Raw genomic sequence first — 19,456 nt, 5'->3', positions numbered from 1 at the left:
CGGCGGGGCGGGTGTGCTCGCGAGCGGAGTCGTGCTCTGCCCCGCGGGTGTGGGCAGAGCACGACCCGGCCGGGGACGTAGGTCCCCCGGCTGCTTTCGTGCTCTGCCCCGCCGGAGTGGGCAGAGCACGAGTGCCCGGCAGCCCTCCTGCAGGGGCCCGTCACGAGCGTGCGAGTGGCGGGGGGCAGGAGGGTCCTTCACCAGGCGGTGACCCGGCCGTCGTCCGTGACGGCGAGCCGGCCCTCGGCGGCGGCGCGGTCGAGCACCGCGGCCAGCAGCGGGGTCAGCGACGGCGTGCGGCGGCGGTAGCCGAAGACCTCCGCGGTGCGCAGGAACAGGTCCTCGCGGGACAGCCCGCCGGCGGCGCGGCACAGCGCCACCATCGCGTTCCGGACCTCCTGCGGCGGCACCTGCTCCAGCGGGCGGGTGGTGCTGGTGGCCTGCCGGCGGTAGACGGTCCAGCCCGCGGGGTCCAGCGACGCCGGCCAGACGACCTCGCCGTCCGTCGTGTGCGGGGGCAGCAGGGCGAGCAGCGCGTCGCGGCGGGCGTCGGTCAGGCGGGACAGGCCGAACGCGCCGGCGGCGATGCGCACGAGCCGGTCGCGGTGCACCGGGCCCTCGGCCCTGAGCCCGGCGGCGAGCACCCGGGTGACCAGGCGGGCGTTGCGCGGGTCGGCGAGGGCGTCGAGGACCTTGCGGTCGCCGGCGGGCTTCGGGGCCCAGGCGCGGAAGCGCTGCTCCGCCGGCCCGGCCTCCTCCGGCTCCTCGGGCCGCTCCTCGGCGACGGGCGGGACGACGCTCAGCGCCACCGGCGGGGCGGCGGCCTCGGGCTCGCCGGCCACCGGGTCGGCGTCGGGGCGGGGGAGCGGCAGGGCGGCGACGGCGGCCGACACTCCCGAGCGCAGCGACGGCAGCCCGCGCGGGCCCGGCTCCGGCTCGGGAACGCGCTCCGGCCCGGCCGCGACGGGCTCGGCCGCGACGGGCTCGGCCGCGGCAGGCTCCGGCTCCGCGGAGGGCAGGGCCTCGACCACGGTCAGCACCGGCGCGGGAGCAGGCGAGGCCGGCACGGGCGCGGGCACCGGCGCGGCGCCCACCGCGGCGACGAGGCGGTCGAGCACCGCGTCGCGGTCGCGCAGCCACGACGGCAGCCAGACCCGCTCGACGGCGGGCCAGCCGAGCAGACCGGACAGCACGTCGACGGGCAGGCCGTCGCGGTCGCCGACCGTGCGCCGCCGCGCCCACGCCGGCCCGTCGAGCAGCACGGCCACGACGGGGGAGTCCGGCGCCGCGGCGCGGGCCAGCGACAGGTCGACGCGGAAGTCCGACAGCCCGACGTCGGTGCGCACGACCAGCCCGCGCGCCCGCAGCGCGTCGGCGATCTCCTCGCGGTGCCGGTCGGGCGTCCCGGGCCGGCGCGCCTCACGCGGCAGCGCCTCGGTGCCCAGCGCCGCGAGGTCGAGGTAGGCGCGCAGGTGCTTGATGCCCAGCGACGACGTCTGCTCCGCCCGCAGCGCCGACGGGTCGAAGGAGGAGAAGACGACCACCTGCCGGCGCGCGCGGGTGACCGCCACGTTGAGCCGGCGCTCGCCGCCCACGCGGTTGAGCGGGCCGAAGTTCAGCGGCAGCACGCCCCGGTCGTCGGGGCTGAACCCGGTGGAGAACAGCACGACGTCGCGCTCGTCGCCCTGCACGTTCTCCAGGTTCTTGACGAACAGGCCCTCGCCGTCGGTGCGGTCCAGCGCCTCGGTGAGCCGCTCGTCGCCGGCGTCGCGCAGCAGCGACTCGATGTAGGAGCGCTGCTGGGCGTTGAAGGTGACCACGCCGATCGACGGCGTCGAGCCGGGGGAGGCGTCGAAGCGGCGGCGGACCTCCGCGACGACGGCCTTGGCCTCCATCGGGTTGGTGCGCAGCAGCCGCCCGGCGCCGGAGCGGTGGAACGTGCCCTGCACCCGGACCAGCGAGATGCCGTGGCCGTCGACGTCGGTGCTCGCCGGCCCGTGCGCCGGGGCGGGGAACGACGACAGCCGGTTGTCGTAGTAGTGCGCGTTGCTGAAGGCGATCAGCGACTCGTCGCGGCTGCGGTAGTGCCAGGACAACCAGTGCCGCGGCACGCCGGCCTGCACGCACTCCGACAGGATCGACTCCTCGTCCTCCACGGCGACGCCGAGCAGGTCGGGCAGGTCGTCGCCGCCACCGGCCGCGGGCTCGCCGAACGAGGTCGGCGGCATCTGCCGGCTGTCGCCCACGACCACCGCGGACCGGGCGCGGCCGAGCGCGCCGACGGCGTCGGCCACCCGGATCTGCGAGGCCTCGTCGAACACGACCAGGTCGAACTGGCCGGCGCGGGCGGGGAAGAAGCGGGCCACCGAGTCGGGGCTGACCAGCACGCACGGCAGCAGCGCGGTGACCAGGTCGCCGTGGCGCTCCAGCAGCGCGCGCACGCCCAGGCCGCGGCGGCGGGTGAGCTCGCGCTGCAGCTCGCCGAGCCGGTCGGCACCGTCGGGGCCGGGCACGTCCAGCCGGCGGCCGGCCAGCACGGCGGCCGGCAGCGCGGCGGTGAGGTGCCGGCGCACCGCGCGGGAGGCCGCGGTGAACCGGTCGATCGCCCGGCCGTGCGCGGCCTCGTCGAAGGAGTCCAGGCCGGTGGCGGCGCGGCGCTCGGCGGTGGAGGCGGCGGCCAGGCCGTGCTCGAAGGCGCGCGGCGCGTCCTCGGCGGGCAGCCGGCCGCTGACCAGCGCGGCGCGGGCGTCGAGCAGGCCGGCGGCGCGCAGCGGCTCGAGGGTGTCGAGGAACTCCGCCCACCGGCGCAGCGACATCAGCCCGGAGTGCTCGACGCCGCGCTCGGGGCGGGTCATCGCCCAGCGCAGCAGCACGCCGTCGTCGCCGCACCAGTCGGCCAGCCGGCGCGGGGTGCTGCGGCAGACGCGCAGCAGCTCCTCCAGCCCGTCGCGCAGCCGGGCGACGGCCGCGGCCGCCGCGACCGACGGGCCGGGGCCGGAGACGACGTAGCGGCGCAGCGCGACGGCGAACTCCCGCGCGCTGTCGGCGACGGCGCCCGCGCGGCGCAGCCAGGCCACCTGGCCCTCGAGCAGGTCGGGCTCCAGCAGCGGGTTCCAGCCGGCCGGCACGGACAGGCCGGGGATGACGGCGGCGCGGGCGGCGATGCCGGCGGCGGCGCTCTGCAGCCGCCACAGCGCCGCGGTCAGCTCGGGCACGTCGCGCAGCCGCACGGCGACACCCGGGCGCAGCACCGGCGCGAGCTGGGCGCGCACCGCCCGCAGCCCCTCCTGGCGGGCCCACATCCGGCCGGCCTGCGCGGTCTGCGCGGCGACGAACAGCTCGCCCAGCGGCAGCGCGAGCGCCTCCGGGGTAGCCAGCTCCAGGCCGGGGTGCACGGTGCCGGCGAAGGCGGCCACCTCGGCGAGCACCGCCGTCGTCGCGGCGGCCCACCGCTCGGTGGGCACCTCGTCGAGCACGTCGAGGCCGACGGCGGGGCCGGACAGCAGGTGGGCGAGGTCGTCGAGGTCGCCGGGGGTGCGCACCTCGCGCAGCGCCCGGGCCAGGTGCTCCTCGGCGGGGAGGGCGCGCATCGCGTCGTCGACGGCGATCGCGGCGCGGTGCGCGGCGGCGAGGTCCACCCGCGCGGTGTCCACGAACGCCCACGGGTGCCGCGGCGAGGGCCGCACCAGGTCGGCGACGTCGGGCAGCAGCGCCAGCGCCCGGCGCACCGCGGTGAGCGTGTCCTCCGGCGCGGCCGCGGCGAACGACTGCGGCACCGGCAGCTCCGGTGAGTCCCCGCCGACGGCGAGCCGGGCGGTGCGCGCCGAGTAGTAGGACATGCCGGCGGCGTTGACCGCGTGCAGCCGGTCGGCGTAGCGGGCGAGGGTGCGGCGGGCGGCGCGCAGGTCCTCGCCGTCGGCGGCCAGGGCCTGCTCGTCGGCGATGACGACGGCCTCGAGCGCGTCGCGGAGCCGGGCGCGCACGGCGGTGGCGCGGGCCCGCTCGTCGTGCAGGTCGAGCACCAGCGGGCCGAGGCCGACGGCGTCCAGGCGGCGGGCGACGACGTCGAGCGCGGCCCGCTTCTCGGCGACGAACAGCACCCTCCGGCCGTCGGCGACGGCGCGGGCGAGCAGGTTGGTGATGGTCTGCGACTTGCCGGTGCCGGGCGGGCCCTCGAGCACGAACGTGCGCCCGGCGACGCCCTCGGCGACCGCCCGCAGCTGCGAGGCGTCGGCCGGCACCGGGCAGCGGGCGGCGAGCTCGTCGAGGTCGACGTCGGCGGCGGCGGCCGGCACCGGGTCGGCGAAGGGTTCCGCGGGGGCGTGCACCAGGTGGCCGACCAGCGGGCTCTGCGCGAGCTCGGCCCACGACTCGTCGAGGTCGCGCCACAGCCGGTAGCGGGCGAACTGCAGGACGGCGAGGTCGGCGGTCGCCTCCACGCGGAAGGGGAGCCCGGCGTCGAGCAGCGCCTGGCGCACGGTGGCCAGGGCGCTGTCGAGGTCGAGCTCGCCGTCGGCCTCGGCGAGGCCGGGGATCTCCAGGCCGTGCTCGCGGCGCAGCTTCTCCAGCAGGCACCAGTTCGGGCTGGCGCCGGCGGCGTCGTCGGCGGTGAGCCGGTAGGCGCCGGTGCGGCCGGCGGGGGAGAGCACCACCGGCAGCAGCACCAGCGGCGAGCGCAGCGGCCGGCCGTCGAGCTCCCAGGACAGGGAGCCGATCGCCACGTAGAGGTTGTTGGCGCCGGTCTCCTCGCGCACCGTCCGCGCCCGGTGCGCGAGCCCGCGCAGCCGCGGCAGGTACGCGCCGTCGCTGACGTCGGCGTAGACCTCGCGGCGCTCGTGCAGCACCTCGCCGAGCACGCCGACCGGCAGCTCGCGGGCCGAGCGCAGGCCCCGCACGTTGTCGGCCGGGCGCAGCCGGTCGCTGGGCACGAGGGTGACCGCGCCGTCGCCGGCGAGCAGCTCGGCGAGGGTGGCGAGGTAGAGGCCGGGGACGACCAGCGGCAGCCCGGCGCCCTCGGTGTAGTTGACCAGCCGGTTGCGCAGGCTGAGGTCGAGCAGGCTGTTCTTCCACTGCTGCACCCGCGGCGGCACGCCGGGACGGCTGCCGGGCACCGGGGCGGCGTGCCGGCCGGCCGGGCGGACGGTGGGGTCGTGCTCGTCGGCGCGGTACTCGACCACCTGCAGCGCGCCGTCGGGGCCGCGCAGCCGGGCGGGCAGCGGCAGGATCCCGTCGCGGCGGGCGCGGTGGACGTCGGTGACGCCGAGCAGCCGGTCGGCCGCGCCGGTGAGCCAGGCGTCGGCGGCGGCGCGGTGCAGCCGGTCGGCGTCGGGGTCCTCGGCGGCGCGGCTGGTGAGCAGCGTCGTCTCCACCAGCCGGACCAGGCCGAGGGCCACCAGCTCGGCGACCGGGGCGACGTCGGTGGTGGCGGTGCTCTCGGCGCTGCGCTCCTCGCGCCAGTAGCCGAGGAAGGCGTGCCCGTCGGCGATCCACAGCAGCGTGCGGACGCCGGCCGCCTCCAGCGCGGCGGCGAGGGTGACCGTGGTGTCCAGCGAGGTGCCCACCCGGCCGTCCAGCACGTCGCCGGGGGTGCGCACCCGCTGGGCGATGTGCGCCCAGTCGGCCGGGGCCTCGCTGTGCCGGATGCCGCGGGCGCGCATCGCGGCGGCGACCGCGGCGACGATCTCGTCGACCCGCTCCGGCCCGGCCGCGTAGCCCTGCACCGACGGGTCGTCGGTGCGCTCGTGCAGCAGCGCCGCGGCCTCGTCGAGCAGCGCCGGCACCGCGGGGTGGTTGGGCTGCACGTGCGCGGCGAGCATCTCCAGCGCCAGCGGCACGGGGGAGGCCAGCCACTGGCTGGCGGCGAGCACGTGCACCGGGACGGAGGTGCCGCCGACGTCGGTGCCGCCGGCGACGACGTCGATCTCGATGACGCCGGGCCGCTGCTCCTCGATGTGCAGCATCGCGGCGGCGTCCATGACCAGGCCGACGTCGCTGAGCACCGTGGTGACACCGGCGTCGAGGTCGACCGGGACCTCGACGGCGCTGCCGATCGGGCCCTCGGCGTCGCGCACGCCCAGGCGCACGACCGCGCCCTCGACCGCGGCGCCGCGCGTGGTGACCGCGAGCCGGGAGACGACCGGGACGCGGTTGACCGCGAGCGCGTAGGACAGCACCGGGGTGCTCGTCGCCGCGACCGCCACGGCCGCCCGGGGTGCACCGTCGTGCGGATGCGGCCGGGTGTCCGTGGTGCTCACGGTGTCCTGTCTACCGGTCCGGACGGACCGGTCCGGACATCCCCGCGAGCGTCTGGGACGGGTGTGACGGACGGGGAGAGACGTTGCCCGCCGGTCGCCCCCGGGTGCCGATGTGGACGGACTCAGCCCGCGAAGCGCTGCTCGAGGTCCTGCACCTCGGGCAGTCCGACCAGGTCGGTGAACTCGCCGAAGGTGGGCAGCCCGTCCAGCGGCGGGACGCCCTGCTGCCGGAGCGACGCGAGCAGCGACCGGACGCCGGCGGTGGCCGCCAGCAGCGTGCCGATCGGGTAGATGACCAGCGCGAAGCCGAGCTCGGCCATGCGCTCCAGCGACAGGGGCGGCGTGCGCCCGCCCTCGGCCCAGTTGAAGACCAGCGGCGCCACCCCGGCGAGCTCGCCGGCCACGCGCTCGACGTCGGCCTCGGTGGTGGGCGCCTCGACGAACAGCAGGTCGGCGCCGGCCTCCGCGTAGGCGCGGGCGCGGGCGAGCGCGTCGTCGACCCCGGTGACGGCGACGGCGTCGGTGCGCGCGATGAGGACCAGGTCGGGGTCGCGGCGGGCGGCCGCGGCGGCGCGGATCTTGCCCACCATCTCCCCGGTGCCGATCAGCGCCTTGCCGCTCATGTGCCCGCACTTCTTGGGCATCACCTGGTCCTCGAGCTGGATGCCCGCGACGCCGGCCTGCTCGTAGAGCTGCACCGTGCGGACGACGTTGATCGCGTTGCCGTAGCCGGTGTCGGCGTCGGCGATGACCGGGACGTCGACGGCGGCGGCGATGCGGCGCGCGTTGTCGACCATCTCCGCGCCCGACAGCAGCCCGACGTCGGGCCGGCCGAGCAGCCCCGCCGTCGTGCCGAAGCCGGTCATGTAGACCGCGTCGAAGCCGGCCTGCTCGACCAGCCGCGCGGTCAGGGCGTCGTAGGCGCCCGGCGCCATCAGCGGCCCGGGGCCAGCGAGCAGCTCGCGCAGCCGGGCCCGCGGGGGCCGCGGGGCGCTCAGCAGATCGGCCACGGTGGCCTCCTCGGATGTCGTCCCGGTTCCCGCGGATTGCATACAGCGACCGTCGCGGCGTGCGTGCGTCCCGTGGAGTGTGCACCGGCTCCGACGTGCGGAGCAACGACCCGAGGAAGTCCGCCGGGACTCTTGTGCGCGCCCGCGGCCACCCCTACCTTGCATGCAATCCCCGAGGAGGTGTGACCGTTGACACGCCCTCTGACGTCGGCCGAGCGCGCCCTGGCGACCCTGCGCGACCTGATCATGGGCGGCGAGCTGGCCCCCGGCGCGCGGCTCGGCGAGGTGGAGCTGGCCGACCGGCTCGGGGTGAGCCGCACGCCGGTGCGCGAGGCGCTGTCGCGGCTGGCGTCGGAGGGGCTGGTGGAGCTCGTCCCCAACCGCGGGGCGCGGGTGGCCACCTGGACCGTCGCGGAGCTCGAGGGCGTGTTCGACCTGCGCTCGGTCCTCGAGCCGCAGCTCACCGCCCACGCCGTCCCGAACGCCCGCCCGGCCGACGTCGACGCGCTCGACGACCTCGCCCGCCGGATGCTCGCCGTCGGCACCCCCGGCCCGGACCAGGACCTCGACGCGCTCGTCCCGCTCAACCGCGCGTTCCACGACCGGCTGGTCGCCCTCGCCGCGCACCCCACCCTGGCGGCCGCGCTGGCCGCCGCCATCCACCCGCCGATCGTGCGGCGCAACTTCCTCACCTACGACGAGGAGTCGCTGCGCCGCAGCCTGGCGCACCACGCCGAGATCGTCGCCGCCCTGCGCGCCGGTGACCCGGAGTGGGCCCGCGCCGTCATGACCTCCCACATCGCCAACGCCCGGGCCGTGATGGTCCGGGCCGCCCGGCTGCAGGCCACCCATCCCGCGACCCGCACGGAGGAGACCGCATGAGCTACCGGCTCGGAGTCGACGTCGGGGGGACCTTCACCGACGTCCTGCTCGTCGACGAGGACAGCGGCGCCACCTGGCGCGCCAAGACCGCCTCGACCCCGGCCGACCAGGCGGTCGGCGTGCTCACCGGCATCGGGAAGGTGTGCGCCGACGCCGGCATCTCGATGCGCGAGGTGGCGCAGGTGCTGCACGGCACCACGGTGGCCACCAACGCGATCCTCGAGGGCAAGGGTGCCCGCGTCGGGCTGGTCACCACGCGGGGCTTCCGGCAGGTCCTGCAGATCGCCCGTTCCTTCGTCCCCGGCGGGCTGGCCGGCTGGATCATCTGGCCCAAGCCCGAGCCGCTGGCCGACCTCGAGGACACCGTCGAGGTGGAGGGCCGGGTCGCCAGCGACGGGTCGGAGGTGCGCCCGCTCGACGAGGCCGACGTCCGCGCGCAGCTCGAGCGCCTCGCCGGCCGCGGCGTGCAGGCCCTCGCCGTCAGCCTGGTCAACTCCTTCGCCGACGCCTCCCACGAGCGGCGCATCCGCGCGATCGCCGCCGAGGTGCTGCCCGGCGTGCCGGTGTCGCTGTCGTCGGACGTGCTGCCGGAGCTGCGCGAGTACGAGCGCACGCTCACCACCGTCGCCAACGGCTACGTCCAGCCGCAGGTGGAGAAGTACGTGCGGCACCTGTCCGAGGGGCTGCGCGAGGGCGGCGTCGCCGGCGAGCTGTCGATCCTGCGCAGCGACGGCGGCCTGCAGTCGGCCGACGCCGCGGTCGAGGCGCCGGTGACCATGCTGCTGTCGGGCCCGGCCGGCGGGGTGACCGGCGCGGTGTGGGTGGCCGAGCAGTGCGGTCACCGCGACCTCATCACCTTCGACATGGGCGGCACCTCCACCGACGTGGCGCTGGTGCGCGACCTCGCCCCGCGGATCGGCCGCGAGACGAAGGTCGGCGACCTCACCGTGCGGGCCTCCAGCGTCGACGTCCGCACCGTCGGGGCCGGTGGCGGCTCGATCGCGCACGTGCCCGAGCTGACCCGCGCGCTGCGCGTCGGCCCGCAGTCGGCGGGCGCCGACCCCGGCCCCGCGGCGTACGGCAGAGGCGGCGTGGAGCCGACGGTCACCGACGCCAACGTCGTCCTGGGCTACCTGCCCTCGGCCCTCGCCGGCGGGGAGATCACCCTCGACGTGCAGGCCGCCCGCGACGCGGTGGGCAAGGTCGCCGAGGCGATGGGCCTGGCCTCCCCGGAGGCCGCGGCCGCCGGGATCGTCGACATCGTCAACGAGAACATGCTCGGCGGGCTGCGGCTGGTCTCGGTGCAGCAGGGCTTCGACCCGCGCGACTTCGCGCTGGTCGCCTTCGGCGGGGCCGGCCCGCTGCACGCCAACGCGCTCGGCGTGCTCACCGGCGCCTGGCCGGTGATCGTGCCGCCGTCGCCCGGGGTGCTGTGCGCCCTCGGCGACGCCACCACCAGCCGCCGCGACGAGTCCGCCCGCACGGTGCTGCGGCGCTTCGGCCAGCTCGGCGACGACGAGCTGGTGCAGGTGCTGCGCGAGCTCGCCGACGACGCCGGGCAGCGGCTGGCCGCCCAGGGCCTGCCCCGGGAGCAGCAGACGGTCGGCTACCAGGTCGACGTCCGCTACCACGGCCAGGGCTTCGAGATCCCCGTCGAGGTGGACCCGGCGTGGCTGGAGGGGGGCAGCCCGCTGGCCGAGCTGGGGCGGGCCTTCGACGCCGAGCACGACCGCCTCTTCTCCTTCCTGCTCACCGTCGACCACGAGCTCGTCAACGCCCGGGCCACCGTCACCGGCCCGCGGCCCGACGTCGCGCCCGTGCGGCTCGAGCCCGGCGACGGCGACCCGGAGGGGGCGCTGGTGAGCGAGTCCCCGGTGTACGTCGGCGGCGAGCGGGTGCCGGCGTCGGTCTACGACCGGGCGCGGCTGCGCGCCGGCGACGTCGTCCCCGGGCTCGCGATCGTCACCGAGATGGACAGCACCACCCTCGTCCTGCCCGGGCACGTGGCCACCGTCCACGCGTCGGGCTCGCTGCTGATCACCCCCGCGGAGGGCTGACATGGCACGGATCGTCGAGACCGCCACCGGCACCGTGGACCGGGTCGACGTCGACCCGGTCACCCTCGACCTCATCGAGAACGGGCTGCGCAACGCCCGCTACGAGATGGACGAGGTGCTGTTCCGCACCGCGCTGTCGCCGGGCATCCGCGAGCAGCACGACGAGTTCCCGCTGATCGGCGACCCGAGCGGGAAGATGGTCGTCGGCCAGTTCGGCCTGTCCATCCCCGACTTCCTCGAGGGCTTCGACGACACCGTCGAGGAGGGCGACGTCCTCCTCACCAGCGACCCGTACGCGTGCGGCGCGGCGATCAGCCACGCCAACGACTGGCTGGTGGTCATGCCGGTCTTCCACGAGGGCCGGGTGGTGGGCTGGGCGTCGATGTTCGGGCACATGTCCGACGTCGGCGGCAAGACGCCGTCGTCGATGCCCACCGACGCCCGCACCATCTACGAGGAGGGCGTGGTCATCCCGCCCTTCAAGCTCTACCGCCGCGGGCAGCTCAACGAGGACGCGCTGCGGATCATCCTCAACCAGGTCCGCATGCCCGACTGGAACCGCGCCGACCTCAACGGCCTGGTCGCCGCCTGCCGCACCGCGGGCCGGCGGGTGGTCGAGATGTGCACCCGGTTCGGCACGGCGACCTACCTGTCGGCGCTCGACGCGCTGCTGCAGCGCAACCACGACGCCATGAAGGTGCTGCTGCAGATGGTGTTCGAGGAGGGCCGCACCCTGTCGTTCACCGATTACATCTGCGACGACGGCCTGGGCAACGGGCCCTACGAGCTGAAGCTGTCGCTGACCCGCACCGGCGAGAAGGTGCACCTGGACTTCACCGGCTCTTCGCCGCAGGCGGCCGGGCCGATCAACTACTACATCAACGAGAACCTGACCCGGATGTTCTTCGGGATCTACATGATCACGGTGGCCGACCCGCAGATCCTGTGGAACGACGGCTTCTACCCGCTGGTCGACGTCACGATCCCGGACGGGTCGTACTGGAAGCCCGCGCACCCGGCCGCGCTCAACGGCCGCAACCACGGCATCGGGCGGGTGTTCGACCTCTTCGGTGGCCTGCTGGGGCAGACCAACCCCGCGCTGCTCAACGCCGCCGGCTTCTCCTCCTCGCCGCACTTCATGTACTCGGGCCACTACTCCGGCGGCGAGCGGAAGGGGGAGTGGTTCCAGCTCTACTCGATCGGCTTCGGCGGCATCCCCGGCCGGCCGCTCGGCGACGGCCCCGACGGCCACTCGCTGTGGCCGAGCTTCGTCAACATCCCCTGCGAGTACCTCGAGTCCTACTACCCGCTGCGCATCGAGAAGTGGGAGACCGTCGCCGACACCGGCGGGGCCGGGCTGCACCGCGGGGGCAACGGCGTCGACGTCGCCTACGTGTTCGCCGAGCCCGGTGAGATCGCCATCCACGACGACCGCTGGCTCACCTACCCGTGGGGCGTCAACGGGGGCGAGCCCGGCGCCCGGGGGCGCAAGTGGATCGACCGGGCGGACGGCACCCGCGAGGTGCTGCCCAGCAAGTGCCACGGGGTGCCGGTGGCGCCCGGCGACGTCCTGCACTTCGTCACCTGGGGCGGCGGCGGGTGGGGCGACCCGCTCGAGCGCGACCCCGAGCTGGTGGCGCAGGAGGTGCGCCGCGGGCTGGTCACGCAGGACGGCGCCCGGCGCTACGGCGTCGTCGTCTGCGACAGCGGCGAGGTCGACGCCGAGGCCACCGAGACGCTGCGCGACCAGCTGCGCGCCGACCGCCCCGCCGACCTGCCGGTGTTCGACATGGGCCCGCCGGTGGAGGAGCTGCTGGCCCGGTGCGAGGAGGAGACCGGGCTGCCCGCGCCGCGGCGGCCGGTGTGGTCGGCGACGTGACCGGTGCCGGGCCGCACGGCTCGGCGTTCTCCGGCCGGGTGGGCTGGGGGCCCCGCCCGGCGGTGCTGGTCATCGACCTCTGCCGCGCCTACACCGAGCCGGGCGGGCCGTTCGCGCTGCCGGACCCGGCGCCCGCGGTGGAGGCGGCGCGGGCGCTGGTGGAGGCCGCGCGCGCCGGCGGGCACCCGGTGCTGTGGACGGCGGTCCGGTACTCGGCCGGTCTCGCCGACGGCGGGCTGTTCGTCCGCAAGGTGCCCGCGCTGGCCGCGTTCGCCGAGGACGCGGACGGCGACTGGGGCCGGCTCGCGCTGACGCCGGCGCCCGGGGAGCCGGTGGTGGTCAAGCAGTACGCGTCGGGGTTCTTCGGCACCCCGCTCGCCTCCACCCTGCACGGCCTCGGCGTGGACACGCTGGTGCTGGCAGGGGTGTCGACGTCGGGGTGCGTGCGGGCGACCGCGATGGACGCGCTCAACTCCGGCTTCCGCCCGCAGGTGGTCCGCGAGGCGTGCGCCGACCGGAGCGCGGCGCTGCACGAGAACAACCTGGCCGACCTCGACGCCAAGTACGCCGACGCCACCGGCCTCGCCGAGGCGCTCGACCGCCTGCGGCGCCCGGAGACCGCGGCTCCTCCCGGGTGACCCCCCTCCCGGGAGGAGCCGCCTCCCCGCCCCGTGGGGCGGGTGTGACGGGCGGGTGGGCCGCCCGCGGGTCGCGGAACGGATCCGGCCCGCCCGCTCCGTAGCTTCGGCCGGATGGACACCGCCCGCCCCGACCCCGTCGACCCGGCCGTCGGTCCCGCCGTCGACCCGGCCGGCGAGCACGACACCGACGTGCTGCCGACCCGCTCGCGGCACCGGGCGGCGCCTGCGGGGCGCCGGCGGTGGGTCGGCGTCGGCGCGGCGGTCCTGCTGCTGCTCGTCGCCGGGCTGGCCGTGCTGGTCGCGCCCGCGGTGCGCGGGGGCGGGGCGCCCGAGGCGCCGCCGCTGTCGGTGCCCACGCCGGCGAGCGCGCCGCCGGCCGGGCGGACGGCGACGCCCTCCCCGTCCTCCTCGCCGTCGTTCTCACCGGAGCCCGTGCCGCCCCCGGCGCCCTCCCCGGTCGCGGAGGATCCGGTGCCCACCGCGACGCCGGACCTCGCCGTGCCGGCGACCCCGCCGCCGCCCATCGCGCCCGTCGTCCCCGCACCGTGCGACAAGGGCCCCGGCCGCGACGGCGGGCCGGGCCAGGGCGACGGGCAGGGCAACGGGCAGGGCAACGGGCAGGGGCGCGGACCGGGTGACGCCTGCCGCTGACCGGTGTGACGGTCGCGTGACGAGTCGTCCCACCCCCGGTGTCGGCGCACCGTGCGGGCCCGCCGCCGGGCAGCCTGCGGTCTCCACCCGCTGACGGAGGAGGCCGGACATGGCGTGCGAGCACTGTGGGACGAGGCGGCTGCCCGGACGGTTCTGCCACGGCTGCGGGCGCCGGGCGGCGCCGGTGCCGACGGGCGGCCGCCGCCCGCTCGACTGAGCCCGGGCGCTGCCCCGTGCGAGGGTGGGCGGGTGCCGAGGCGGAGCGCGGGGATCCTGCTGTACCGGCTCGCTCCCGCTCCCCAGGTGCTGCTCGGCCACATGGGCGGCCCGTTCTGGGCGCGGAAGGACGACGGCGCCTGGTCGATCCCCAAGGGCGAGCACGGCGACGACGAGGAGCCGCTCGCCGCGGCCCGGCGCGAGTTCGAGGAGGAGCTCGGCAGCCCCGTGCCGGCGGCCACGCTGACCCCGCTCGGCGAGCTGCGCGCCGGCTCGAAGCTGCTCACCGTGTGGGCGGGGGAGGGCGACCTCGACGCCGACGCGATCGTCAGCGGCACCTTCCCGCTGGAGTGGCCGCCGCGGTCGGGGCGCGTGCAGTCCTTCCCGGAGGTCGACCGGGCCGCGTGGTTCGGCCTCGACGAGGCGCGCACCAAGCTGGTGAAGGGCCAGGTGCCCTACCTCGACCGCCTGGCGGCGCTGCTCGCCTGATCACGCCCGCCCGAGGACGCCCGTCGTCGACCTGCGGCTGCCTCGGCGAGCGTGAGGCAGCCGCAGGTCGACGAGCGGCACGCGGGTGGCCGGCCGGCGTCCCCGGTACCGGCCGGGGGAACGGCGTGGGTCGGTCGGGTGACGGTTCGTCCCAGCGCGGCCGCGGCGCTGTCGCCGGGGCGCGGGAGCTGTCACCCTCGGCGGCCACCGTCACCGGGAGGTCCCGTGAGCACCGCGCACCGCTGCACCGGCCAGGCCTGCGCCTGCGCCCCCGCGTCCCGTCCGGTCGCCACCGCCGTCGTCCGCCGGCGCCCGCGCTGGGGCACCGGGCCGACGGGCGGGGACGCCCAGGTGACGGATCGCTGACGAGTCGTCCCACCCGTCACACGCGGAGCGGGGACGCCGGTACGGGGTGGCAGGGTCCTGACTCCCCGGTCCCGACGGACCCGTGAACGAGGAGACCCCGCGTGCCCTGTGAGACCTGCGCCGCCGAGACGCACCCCGGCCCGGTCTGCCAGCGCTGCGCCACGCTGGCGCAGCTGACCCAGCCGGTGCTCCGGCTGGAGACCCGCCGCCGTCCGCCGGTGCCCCCGGCCGCGCCCGCCCGCTGACGCGGCACCGGCTCCGCGGGGAGGTCCCCGCGGAGCCGGTGCGAGCGGAGCAGGTCAGCGGAGCAGGTCAGGCCATGCCGGCCGGCTCCAGCGGCCGCGGCGCAGGCGTCGGGGACTCCTCGCCGTCGGACTCCGTGATGCCGTACCGCGCGTAGAGGCGGCGCAGCGGCCCCGGCGCCCACCAGTTGGCGCGGCCGAGCAGCCGCATCGTCGCCGGCACCAGCAGCGTCCGGACGACGGTCGCGTCCACCACGATGGCGATCGCCATCGCCACCCCGATCATCTTGATGAAGGTGATCCCCGAGGTGGAGAAGGCGCCGATCACCACGAGCAGTAGCAGCGCCGCGCTGGTGATGATCCCGCCGGTGCGCTGCAGCCCGGTGGCCACCGCGGCGGTGTTGTCGCCGGTGAGGTCGTACTGCTCGCGGATGCGCGACATGAGGAACACCTCGTAGTCCATCGACAGCCCGAACACGATCGCGAGCACCAGGATCGGCTGCGTCGCCTCGATGAACCCGGTCGGCGTGAAGCCCAGGGGGCCGGAGAGGTTGCCGTCCTGGAACACCCACACCAGCGCGCCGAACGAGGCGCCCAGCGACAGCACGTTCATCAGCACCGCCTTGACCGGCAGCACCACCGAGCCGAAGGCCAGGAACAGCAGCACGAACGTCGCGCCGACGACGAGCAGCGCCATCCACGGCAGCAGCGAGCCGAGGCTGTCGAGCAGGTCGGTCATCACCGCGCTCTCCCCGCCGACGAGCACCTCGCCGCCCGGCGGCGCCGGCACGCCGCGGACGTCGCCCACCAGTGCGCGGGCGTCGGCGTCGACCGGGTCGCCGGCGTAGGCCACCGACACCCGCGCCGTCGTGCCCTCGGCGCCGGTCACCGTGGCGCCCTCTACCTGCGGCAGCGCGGCGACGTCGGCCACGTAGGACCCGAGCGCGGCGGCCCCGGCGGGGGAGTCGACCGGGTCGGCGAGGGTGACGACGGCGGTCACCGGGCCCGAGGGCGAGGTGGGGAAGTCCTCCTCGATCGTCTCGGCCACCACCCGGCTCTCGGTGCCGGCCGGCAGTACGCGGACGTCGATCGCGCCGAACTGCACCCGCAGGAACGGCAGCGCCAGCACCACGAGCAGCCCGACGACGGCGACGGTCACCAGCACCGGGCGGCGCATGACCCCGCGGGCCACCCGCTCCCACCAGCCGCGGCCCGGCCCGGCGGCCACCGCGCGCCGGTGCCACGGCAGCGCCAGCGCGTCCACCCGCGGCCCGAGCACCGCCAGCAGCGCCGGCAGCAGCGTGAGCGCGGCGAGCATCGCCACGAGCACCGCGCTCACGCCGCCGAAGCCCATCGATCGGAGGAACACCTGCGGGAAGACGACGAGGCCGGCCAGCGACAGCGCGACCGTGACGCCGGAGACCGCCACCGTCCGCCCGGCGGTGGCCATCGTGCGGGCGAGGGCCTCCTCGACGCTCGCCTGCCGGCGCACCTCCTCGCGGAACCGGCTCACCACGAAGAGGCCGTAGTCGATGGCGAGGCCGAGCCCCAGGATCGTCACGATGTTGACGGCGAACACCGAGACCTCGGTGAACAGGCTGACCACCCGCAGTGCGGTGAACGCGCCGAGGATCGCGGTGACGCCGATCGCCAGTGGCAGGCTCGCCGCGGCCAGGCTGCCGAACACGACGACGAGCAGCACCGCGAGCACCGGCAGCGAGATCATCTCGGCGCGGGCGATGTCCGCGCTGACCCGGTCGTTGATGTCCCGCTCGACGGTGGCGGCCCCGCCGACCGACACGTCCAGCCCGGGCGCCGCGAGGTCGTCCTCGATCGCCTCCACGGCCTCGGCGCGCGCGTCGGCGTCGCCGGCGAGCGTCAGCACGGCGTAGGTGGACCGGCGGTCGTCGCTGACCAGGGGAGGGGCGCCGCCGTCGAACCACGTCGTCGTCCGCTCCACCAGGCCGGCGGGCAGCGCGGCCAGCGAGGAGGTGACCGCCGCGGCGTAGGCGGGGTCGTCCACGGTCAGGTCGTCGCTGCGGTACAGGACGACGACGTCGGCGGCGTCGCGGCCCAGCTCGCTCTCGGCGAGCGCTGCGGCGCGGGAGCTCTCGCTGCCCGGGTCGTCGAAGCCGCCGCCGGTGAGCCGGCCGAACACGCCGGTGCCCCACACGGCCGCGACGACGACGGCCAGCGCACTGAGCGCGAGCACCAGCCGGCGCCGTCGGTACACCACTCGCCCGAGGGCCTCGAACACGGCTCCCCCTCCTCGTCCTGATAGATTGGTGAACGCTGTTAGCGAACGGTGATAACTCTGCATACACCGTTCACTGCTGTCAACGGCGGGAGGTGGACGGCGATGACCGGGCCGGGGAGCAGGCGGGAGCGGGCGCGCGCCGACACGCTGCGCGACATCCGCGGCGCGGCCCGTCGCGTCCTGGTCGAGCACGGCGTCGAGGGGCTGGCGCTGCGGGCGATCGCCCGCGAGGTCGGCCTGACCCCGCCCGCGCTCTACCGCTACTTCGCCAGCCGCGAGGAGCTCGTCGAGCGCGTGGTCGCCGACCTCTACGACGAGCTGTGCGACCGGCTGGAGGAGGCGCGCGACGCCGTCGTCCCGCCGCGGCCCGGGGTGCAGCTGATGGCCGCCGCGCGGACCTTCCGCCGCTGGGCGATCGACCACCCCGCCGAGTTCGGCCTGCTGTTCGGCAACGCGGCCGACGGCGTCGTCCCCGAGAAGGACGACGACGGCCCCGCGGCCGCCGCCGGCCGGCGCTTCGGCGGTGTCTTCGCCACGCTCATGGCCGCCGTCTACCTGCAGCAGCCCTTCCCCGTCCCGGCCGACGGTGACCTCGACCCGCGCTACCGGGAGCAGCTGGGCGCCTGGTGCGCGAAGCTGCCCGTCGAGCTCCCGCTGGGCGTGATGGCGGTGTTCCTGTCCTCCTGGGTGCGCCTGTACGGCCTGGTCTGCATGGAGGTCTTCGGGCACCTGCGCTTCGCCCTCGACGACGCCGCCTCGCTGTTCGAGGCCGAGATGCACGACGTCGCCGTGCGGCTGGGCATCGAGGCCGACCTCGTTCACCCGGGGGAGTGACCGACCTCACCGCTAGCAATCTGCTTGCTGTAGTTAGCACAGCCGTGGGCGGGGCATGTCAGAGGGCGTCAGGCCGTACCCGACCGTTGGAGTCCTCCGTCGTGACCGACCACGCCAAGATCGTCAACCAGCTCCGCGCGCTGGTCCTGCTCACCCAGACCGAGGAGCAGGTCGCCCGCACCCGCGTCTCGCAGGCCCGCACCGACGCCGTGCGCCGCGAGCTGACCCAGAACGCCGACAACGCCGCCGAGCGCACCCGGCTGATCACCGCCGAGCTCCGCGAGCTCGGGGGCGTCCCGGACGTCGTCACCCCCGTCGTCGGCCGGCTCTCCGCCGTCCTCAAGGCCACCTTCGAGCAGGCCGAGCCGCTCGAGGAGGCCCTGCTGCAGGACCTCTCGCTCGAGCACCAGCTGCACGACCGCGCCACCTACCTCAAGGTGCTCGGCCAGGCGGCCGGGCTGGCGAAGGTCGAGCGCCTCGCCGAGGGCCTGATCACGGCCCACGAGGCCACCATCGAGTGGCTGACCGTCGTGCTCGCCGAGGAGGCGCTGGGCGGTCCCGCCGCGCTGCAGGCCACCCCGTTCCAGCAGGTCGCCGGCGTCGCCGCGCGTGCCGCCAACGCGCCGTACCGCTTCGTCGCCAACCGGGTGAACGAGGCCCTCGACACCGCCCAGCAGCGCCGCGAGGCCGCCGAGGAGAAGCTCGGCCAGGTGGCCGGCAAGGCCTCCACCCTCACCGACGCCGTCCGGGAGACCCTGAGCGTCGGCCGGGCCGCCACGCTGCGCCGCGCCGAGCGGATCGCCCGCCGCGAGGGCAACCGCGACGCCGCCGACGCCGCCAAGGCCGCCCGCGAGGAGCTCGGCGACGTCACCGCCGACGAGCTGCCGGTGAAGGGCTTCGACTCGCTGTCGACGTCGGACGCCGCCAAGGCCGCCAAGGCGCTGCGCGACCCGCACGCCATCCGCGTGCTGATCCGCTACGAGGAGACCCACAAGAACCGCTCGAGCGTCATCAGCGCCGCCCAGGTCGCCCTCGCCGAGGTCGCCAAGGAGGCCGTCGGCGTCGACAACTGACGCCGCCACGCTCCGGAGGGCCCGCACCCACCCCGGGTGCGGGCCCTCCGCGCGCCGGTGAGATCCGGCTCGCAACGGCTCGCCGCCGTCCGGTGCCTCGGGGAAGGTGGAGGGCATGCAGATCACTCCCGAGGCCCTGGAGCAGGAGTTCTCGCTCCAGACGGCCGCCACCCGCCTGGACTTCCTGAGCCGGCGGGACTCCGGGGCCACCACCCTGAACACCGTCGCCGACCGCGACGACGACGACTGGGGCTCGCTGCTCCAGGACGAGACGCAGCTCGACGTGCCCGAGTCCCTCGAGCTGCTGGCCCTCGGCGAGGTCATCGCCCGCAAGGCCCACGACAGCCAGCTGACCGGGTTCCGCGCGGCCCTGCGCGGCGGGGCGAGCTGGGAGCAGATCGCCGCCGCCCTCGACGTCACGCCGGCCGAGGCCTGGGCGAGCTACCACCGGGTGATCGAGCGCCAGGAGCGGTCCGCCGTCCTCGACGCCGCGGCCGCGGCCGCGGGCCGCCCGCTCCCGGGCGCCCCCCCCCCCCCACCCACGACACCACCCCACCCCCCCACACCCCCCCGCGCCGGGGGGCCCCCGGCCGGGCCCCGCCCGG

General features: G+C 76.4%; 13 protein-coding genes. 10 read left to right on the top strand and 3 right to left on the bottom strand.

Features of this window, described 5'->3' with window-relative positions; all coding sequences use genetic code 11:
- Nucleotides 1–197: 197 nt before the first annotated feature.
- Together ACI79X_RS19325 and ACI79X_RS19320 are read right to left on the bottom strand one after the other, a co-directional pair.
- Nucleotides 198–6,254, bottom strand: a complete 6,057-nt coding sequence (locus tag ACI79X_RS19325; RefSeq protein ID WP_457027042.1) for a DUF4011 domain-containing protein — start codon at nucleotides 6,252–6,254, stop codon at nucleotides 198–200.
- Between the two features lie 122 nt (nucleotides 6,255–6,376).
- Entirely contained in the window at nucleotides 6,377–7,264 is an 888-nt protein-coding gene (locus ACI79X_RS19320; protein ID WP_457027041.1) for an isocitrate lyase/PEP mutase family protein, read from the bottom strand.
- A gap of 189 nt (nucleotides 7,265–7,453) precedes the next feature.
- Between ACI79X_RS19320 and ACI79X_RS19315 the strand changes: the two genes are divergently transcribed.
- From ACI79X_RS19315 to ACI79X_RS19285, 7 genes are all read left to right on the top strand, one after another.
- Nucleotides 7,454–8,146: a GntR family transcriptional regulator gene (locus ACI79X_RS19315; RefSeq protein WP_457027040.1), complete on the top strand. Its 693-nt coding sequence runs from the start codon at nucleotides 7,454–7,456 to the stop codon at nucleotides 8,144–8,146.
- Nucleotides 8,143–10,203, top strand: a complete 2,061-nt coding sequence (locus tag ACI79X_RS19310; protein WP_457027039.1) for a hydantoinase/oxoprolinase family protein — start codon at nucleotides 8,143–8,145, stop codon at nucleotides 10,201–10,203. Before ACI79X_RS19315 ends, ACI79X_RS19310 begins: the two co-directional genes overlap by 4 nt.
- Nucleotide 10,204: 1 nt before the next feature.
- The gene (locus ACI79X_RS19305) at nucleotides 10,205–12,082 is read left to right on the top strand and encodes a hydantoinase B/oxoprolinase family protein (RefSeq protein WP_457027038.1); all 1,878 of its coding nucleotides are present in this window, start codon (nucleotides 10,205–10,207) and stop codon (nucleotides 12,080–12,082) included.
- Nucleotides 12,079–12,720, top strand: coding sequence for an isochorismatase family protein (locus ACI79X_RS19300; RefSeq protein ID WP_457027037.1), 642 nt, complete (start codon nucleotides 12,079–12,081; stop codon nucleotides 12,718–12,720). The genes ACI79X_RS19305 and ACI79X_RS19300 overlap by 4 nt, the downstream gene beginning before the upstream one ends.
- A 114-nt stretch (nucleotides 12,721–12,834) precedes the next feature.
- Entirely contained in the window at nucleotides 12,835–13,374 is a 540-nt protein-coding gene (locus tag ACI79X_RS19295) for a hypothetical protein (RefSeq protein ID WP_457027036.1), read from the top strand.
- A 249-nt stretch (nucleotides 13,375–13,623) separates the two neighbouring features.
- Nucleotides 13,624–14,079, top strand: coding sequence for an NUDIX domain-containing protein (locus ACI79X_RS19290; protein WP_457027035.1), 456 nt, complete (start codon nucleotides 13,624–13,626; stop codon nucleotides 14,077–14,079).
- A 467-nt stretch (nucleotides 14,080–14,546) separates the two neighbouring features.
- On the top strand, nucleotides 14,547–14,690 hold the full coding sequence (locus tag ACI79X_RS19285) for a hypothetical protein (protein WP_457027034.1): 144 nt from the start codon (nucleotides 14,547–14,549) through the stop codon (nucleotides 14,688–14,690).
- Between the two features lie 67 nt (nucleotides 14,691–14,757).
- Here the strand turns inward: ACI79X_RS19285 and ACI79X_RS19280 are convergent, their stop codons facing one another.
- The gene (locus tag ACI79X_RS19280; RefSeq protein WP_457027033.1) at nucleotides 14,758–16,944 is read right to left on the bottom strand and encodes an MMPL family transporter; all 2,187 of its coding nucleotides are present in this window, start codon (nucleotides 16,942–16,944) and stop codon (nucleotides 14,758–14,760) included.
- 102 nt (nucleotides 16,945–17,046) lie between these two features.
- Between ACI79X_RS19280 and ACI79X_RS19275 the strand changes: the two genes are divergently transcribed.
- From ACI79X_RS19275 to ACI79X_RS19265, 3 genes are all read left to right on the top strand, one after another.
- A complete protein-coding gene (locus ACI79X_RS19275) occupies nucleotides 17,047–17,778 on the top strand; it encodes a TetR/AcrR family transcriptional regulator (RefSeq protein ID WP_457027032.1) in 732 nt (243 codons plus the stop codon).
- Between the two features lie 101 nt (nucleotides 17,779–17,879).
- Complete coding sequence (locus ACI79X_RS19270) at nucleotides 17,880–18,851, top strand: ferritin-like domain-containing protein (protein WP_457027031.1); 972 nt, start codon at nucleotides 17,880–17,882, stop codon at nucleotides 18,849–18,851.
- Between the two features lie 115 nt (nucleotides 18,852–18,966).
- On the top strand, nucleotides 18,967–19,456 hold a 490-nt coding region (locus ACI79X_RS19265; protein ID WP_457027030.1), incomplete at its 3' end, for a hypothetical protein.

The organism is Geodermatophilus sp. SYSU D01119 (assembly GCF_054049975.1).
The sequence above is the reverse complement of the archived record's forward strand: the minus strand, read 5'-3'. Positions and strand labels throughout refer to the sequence as shown.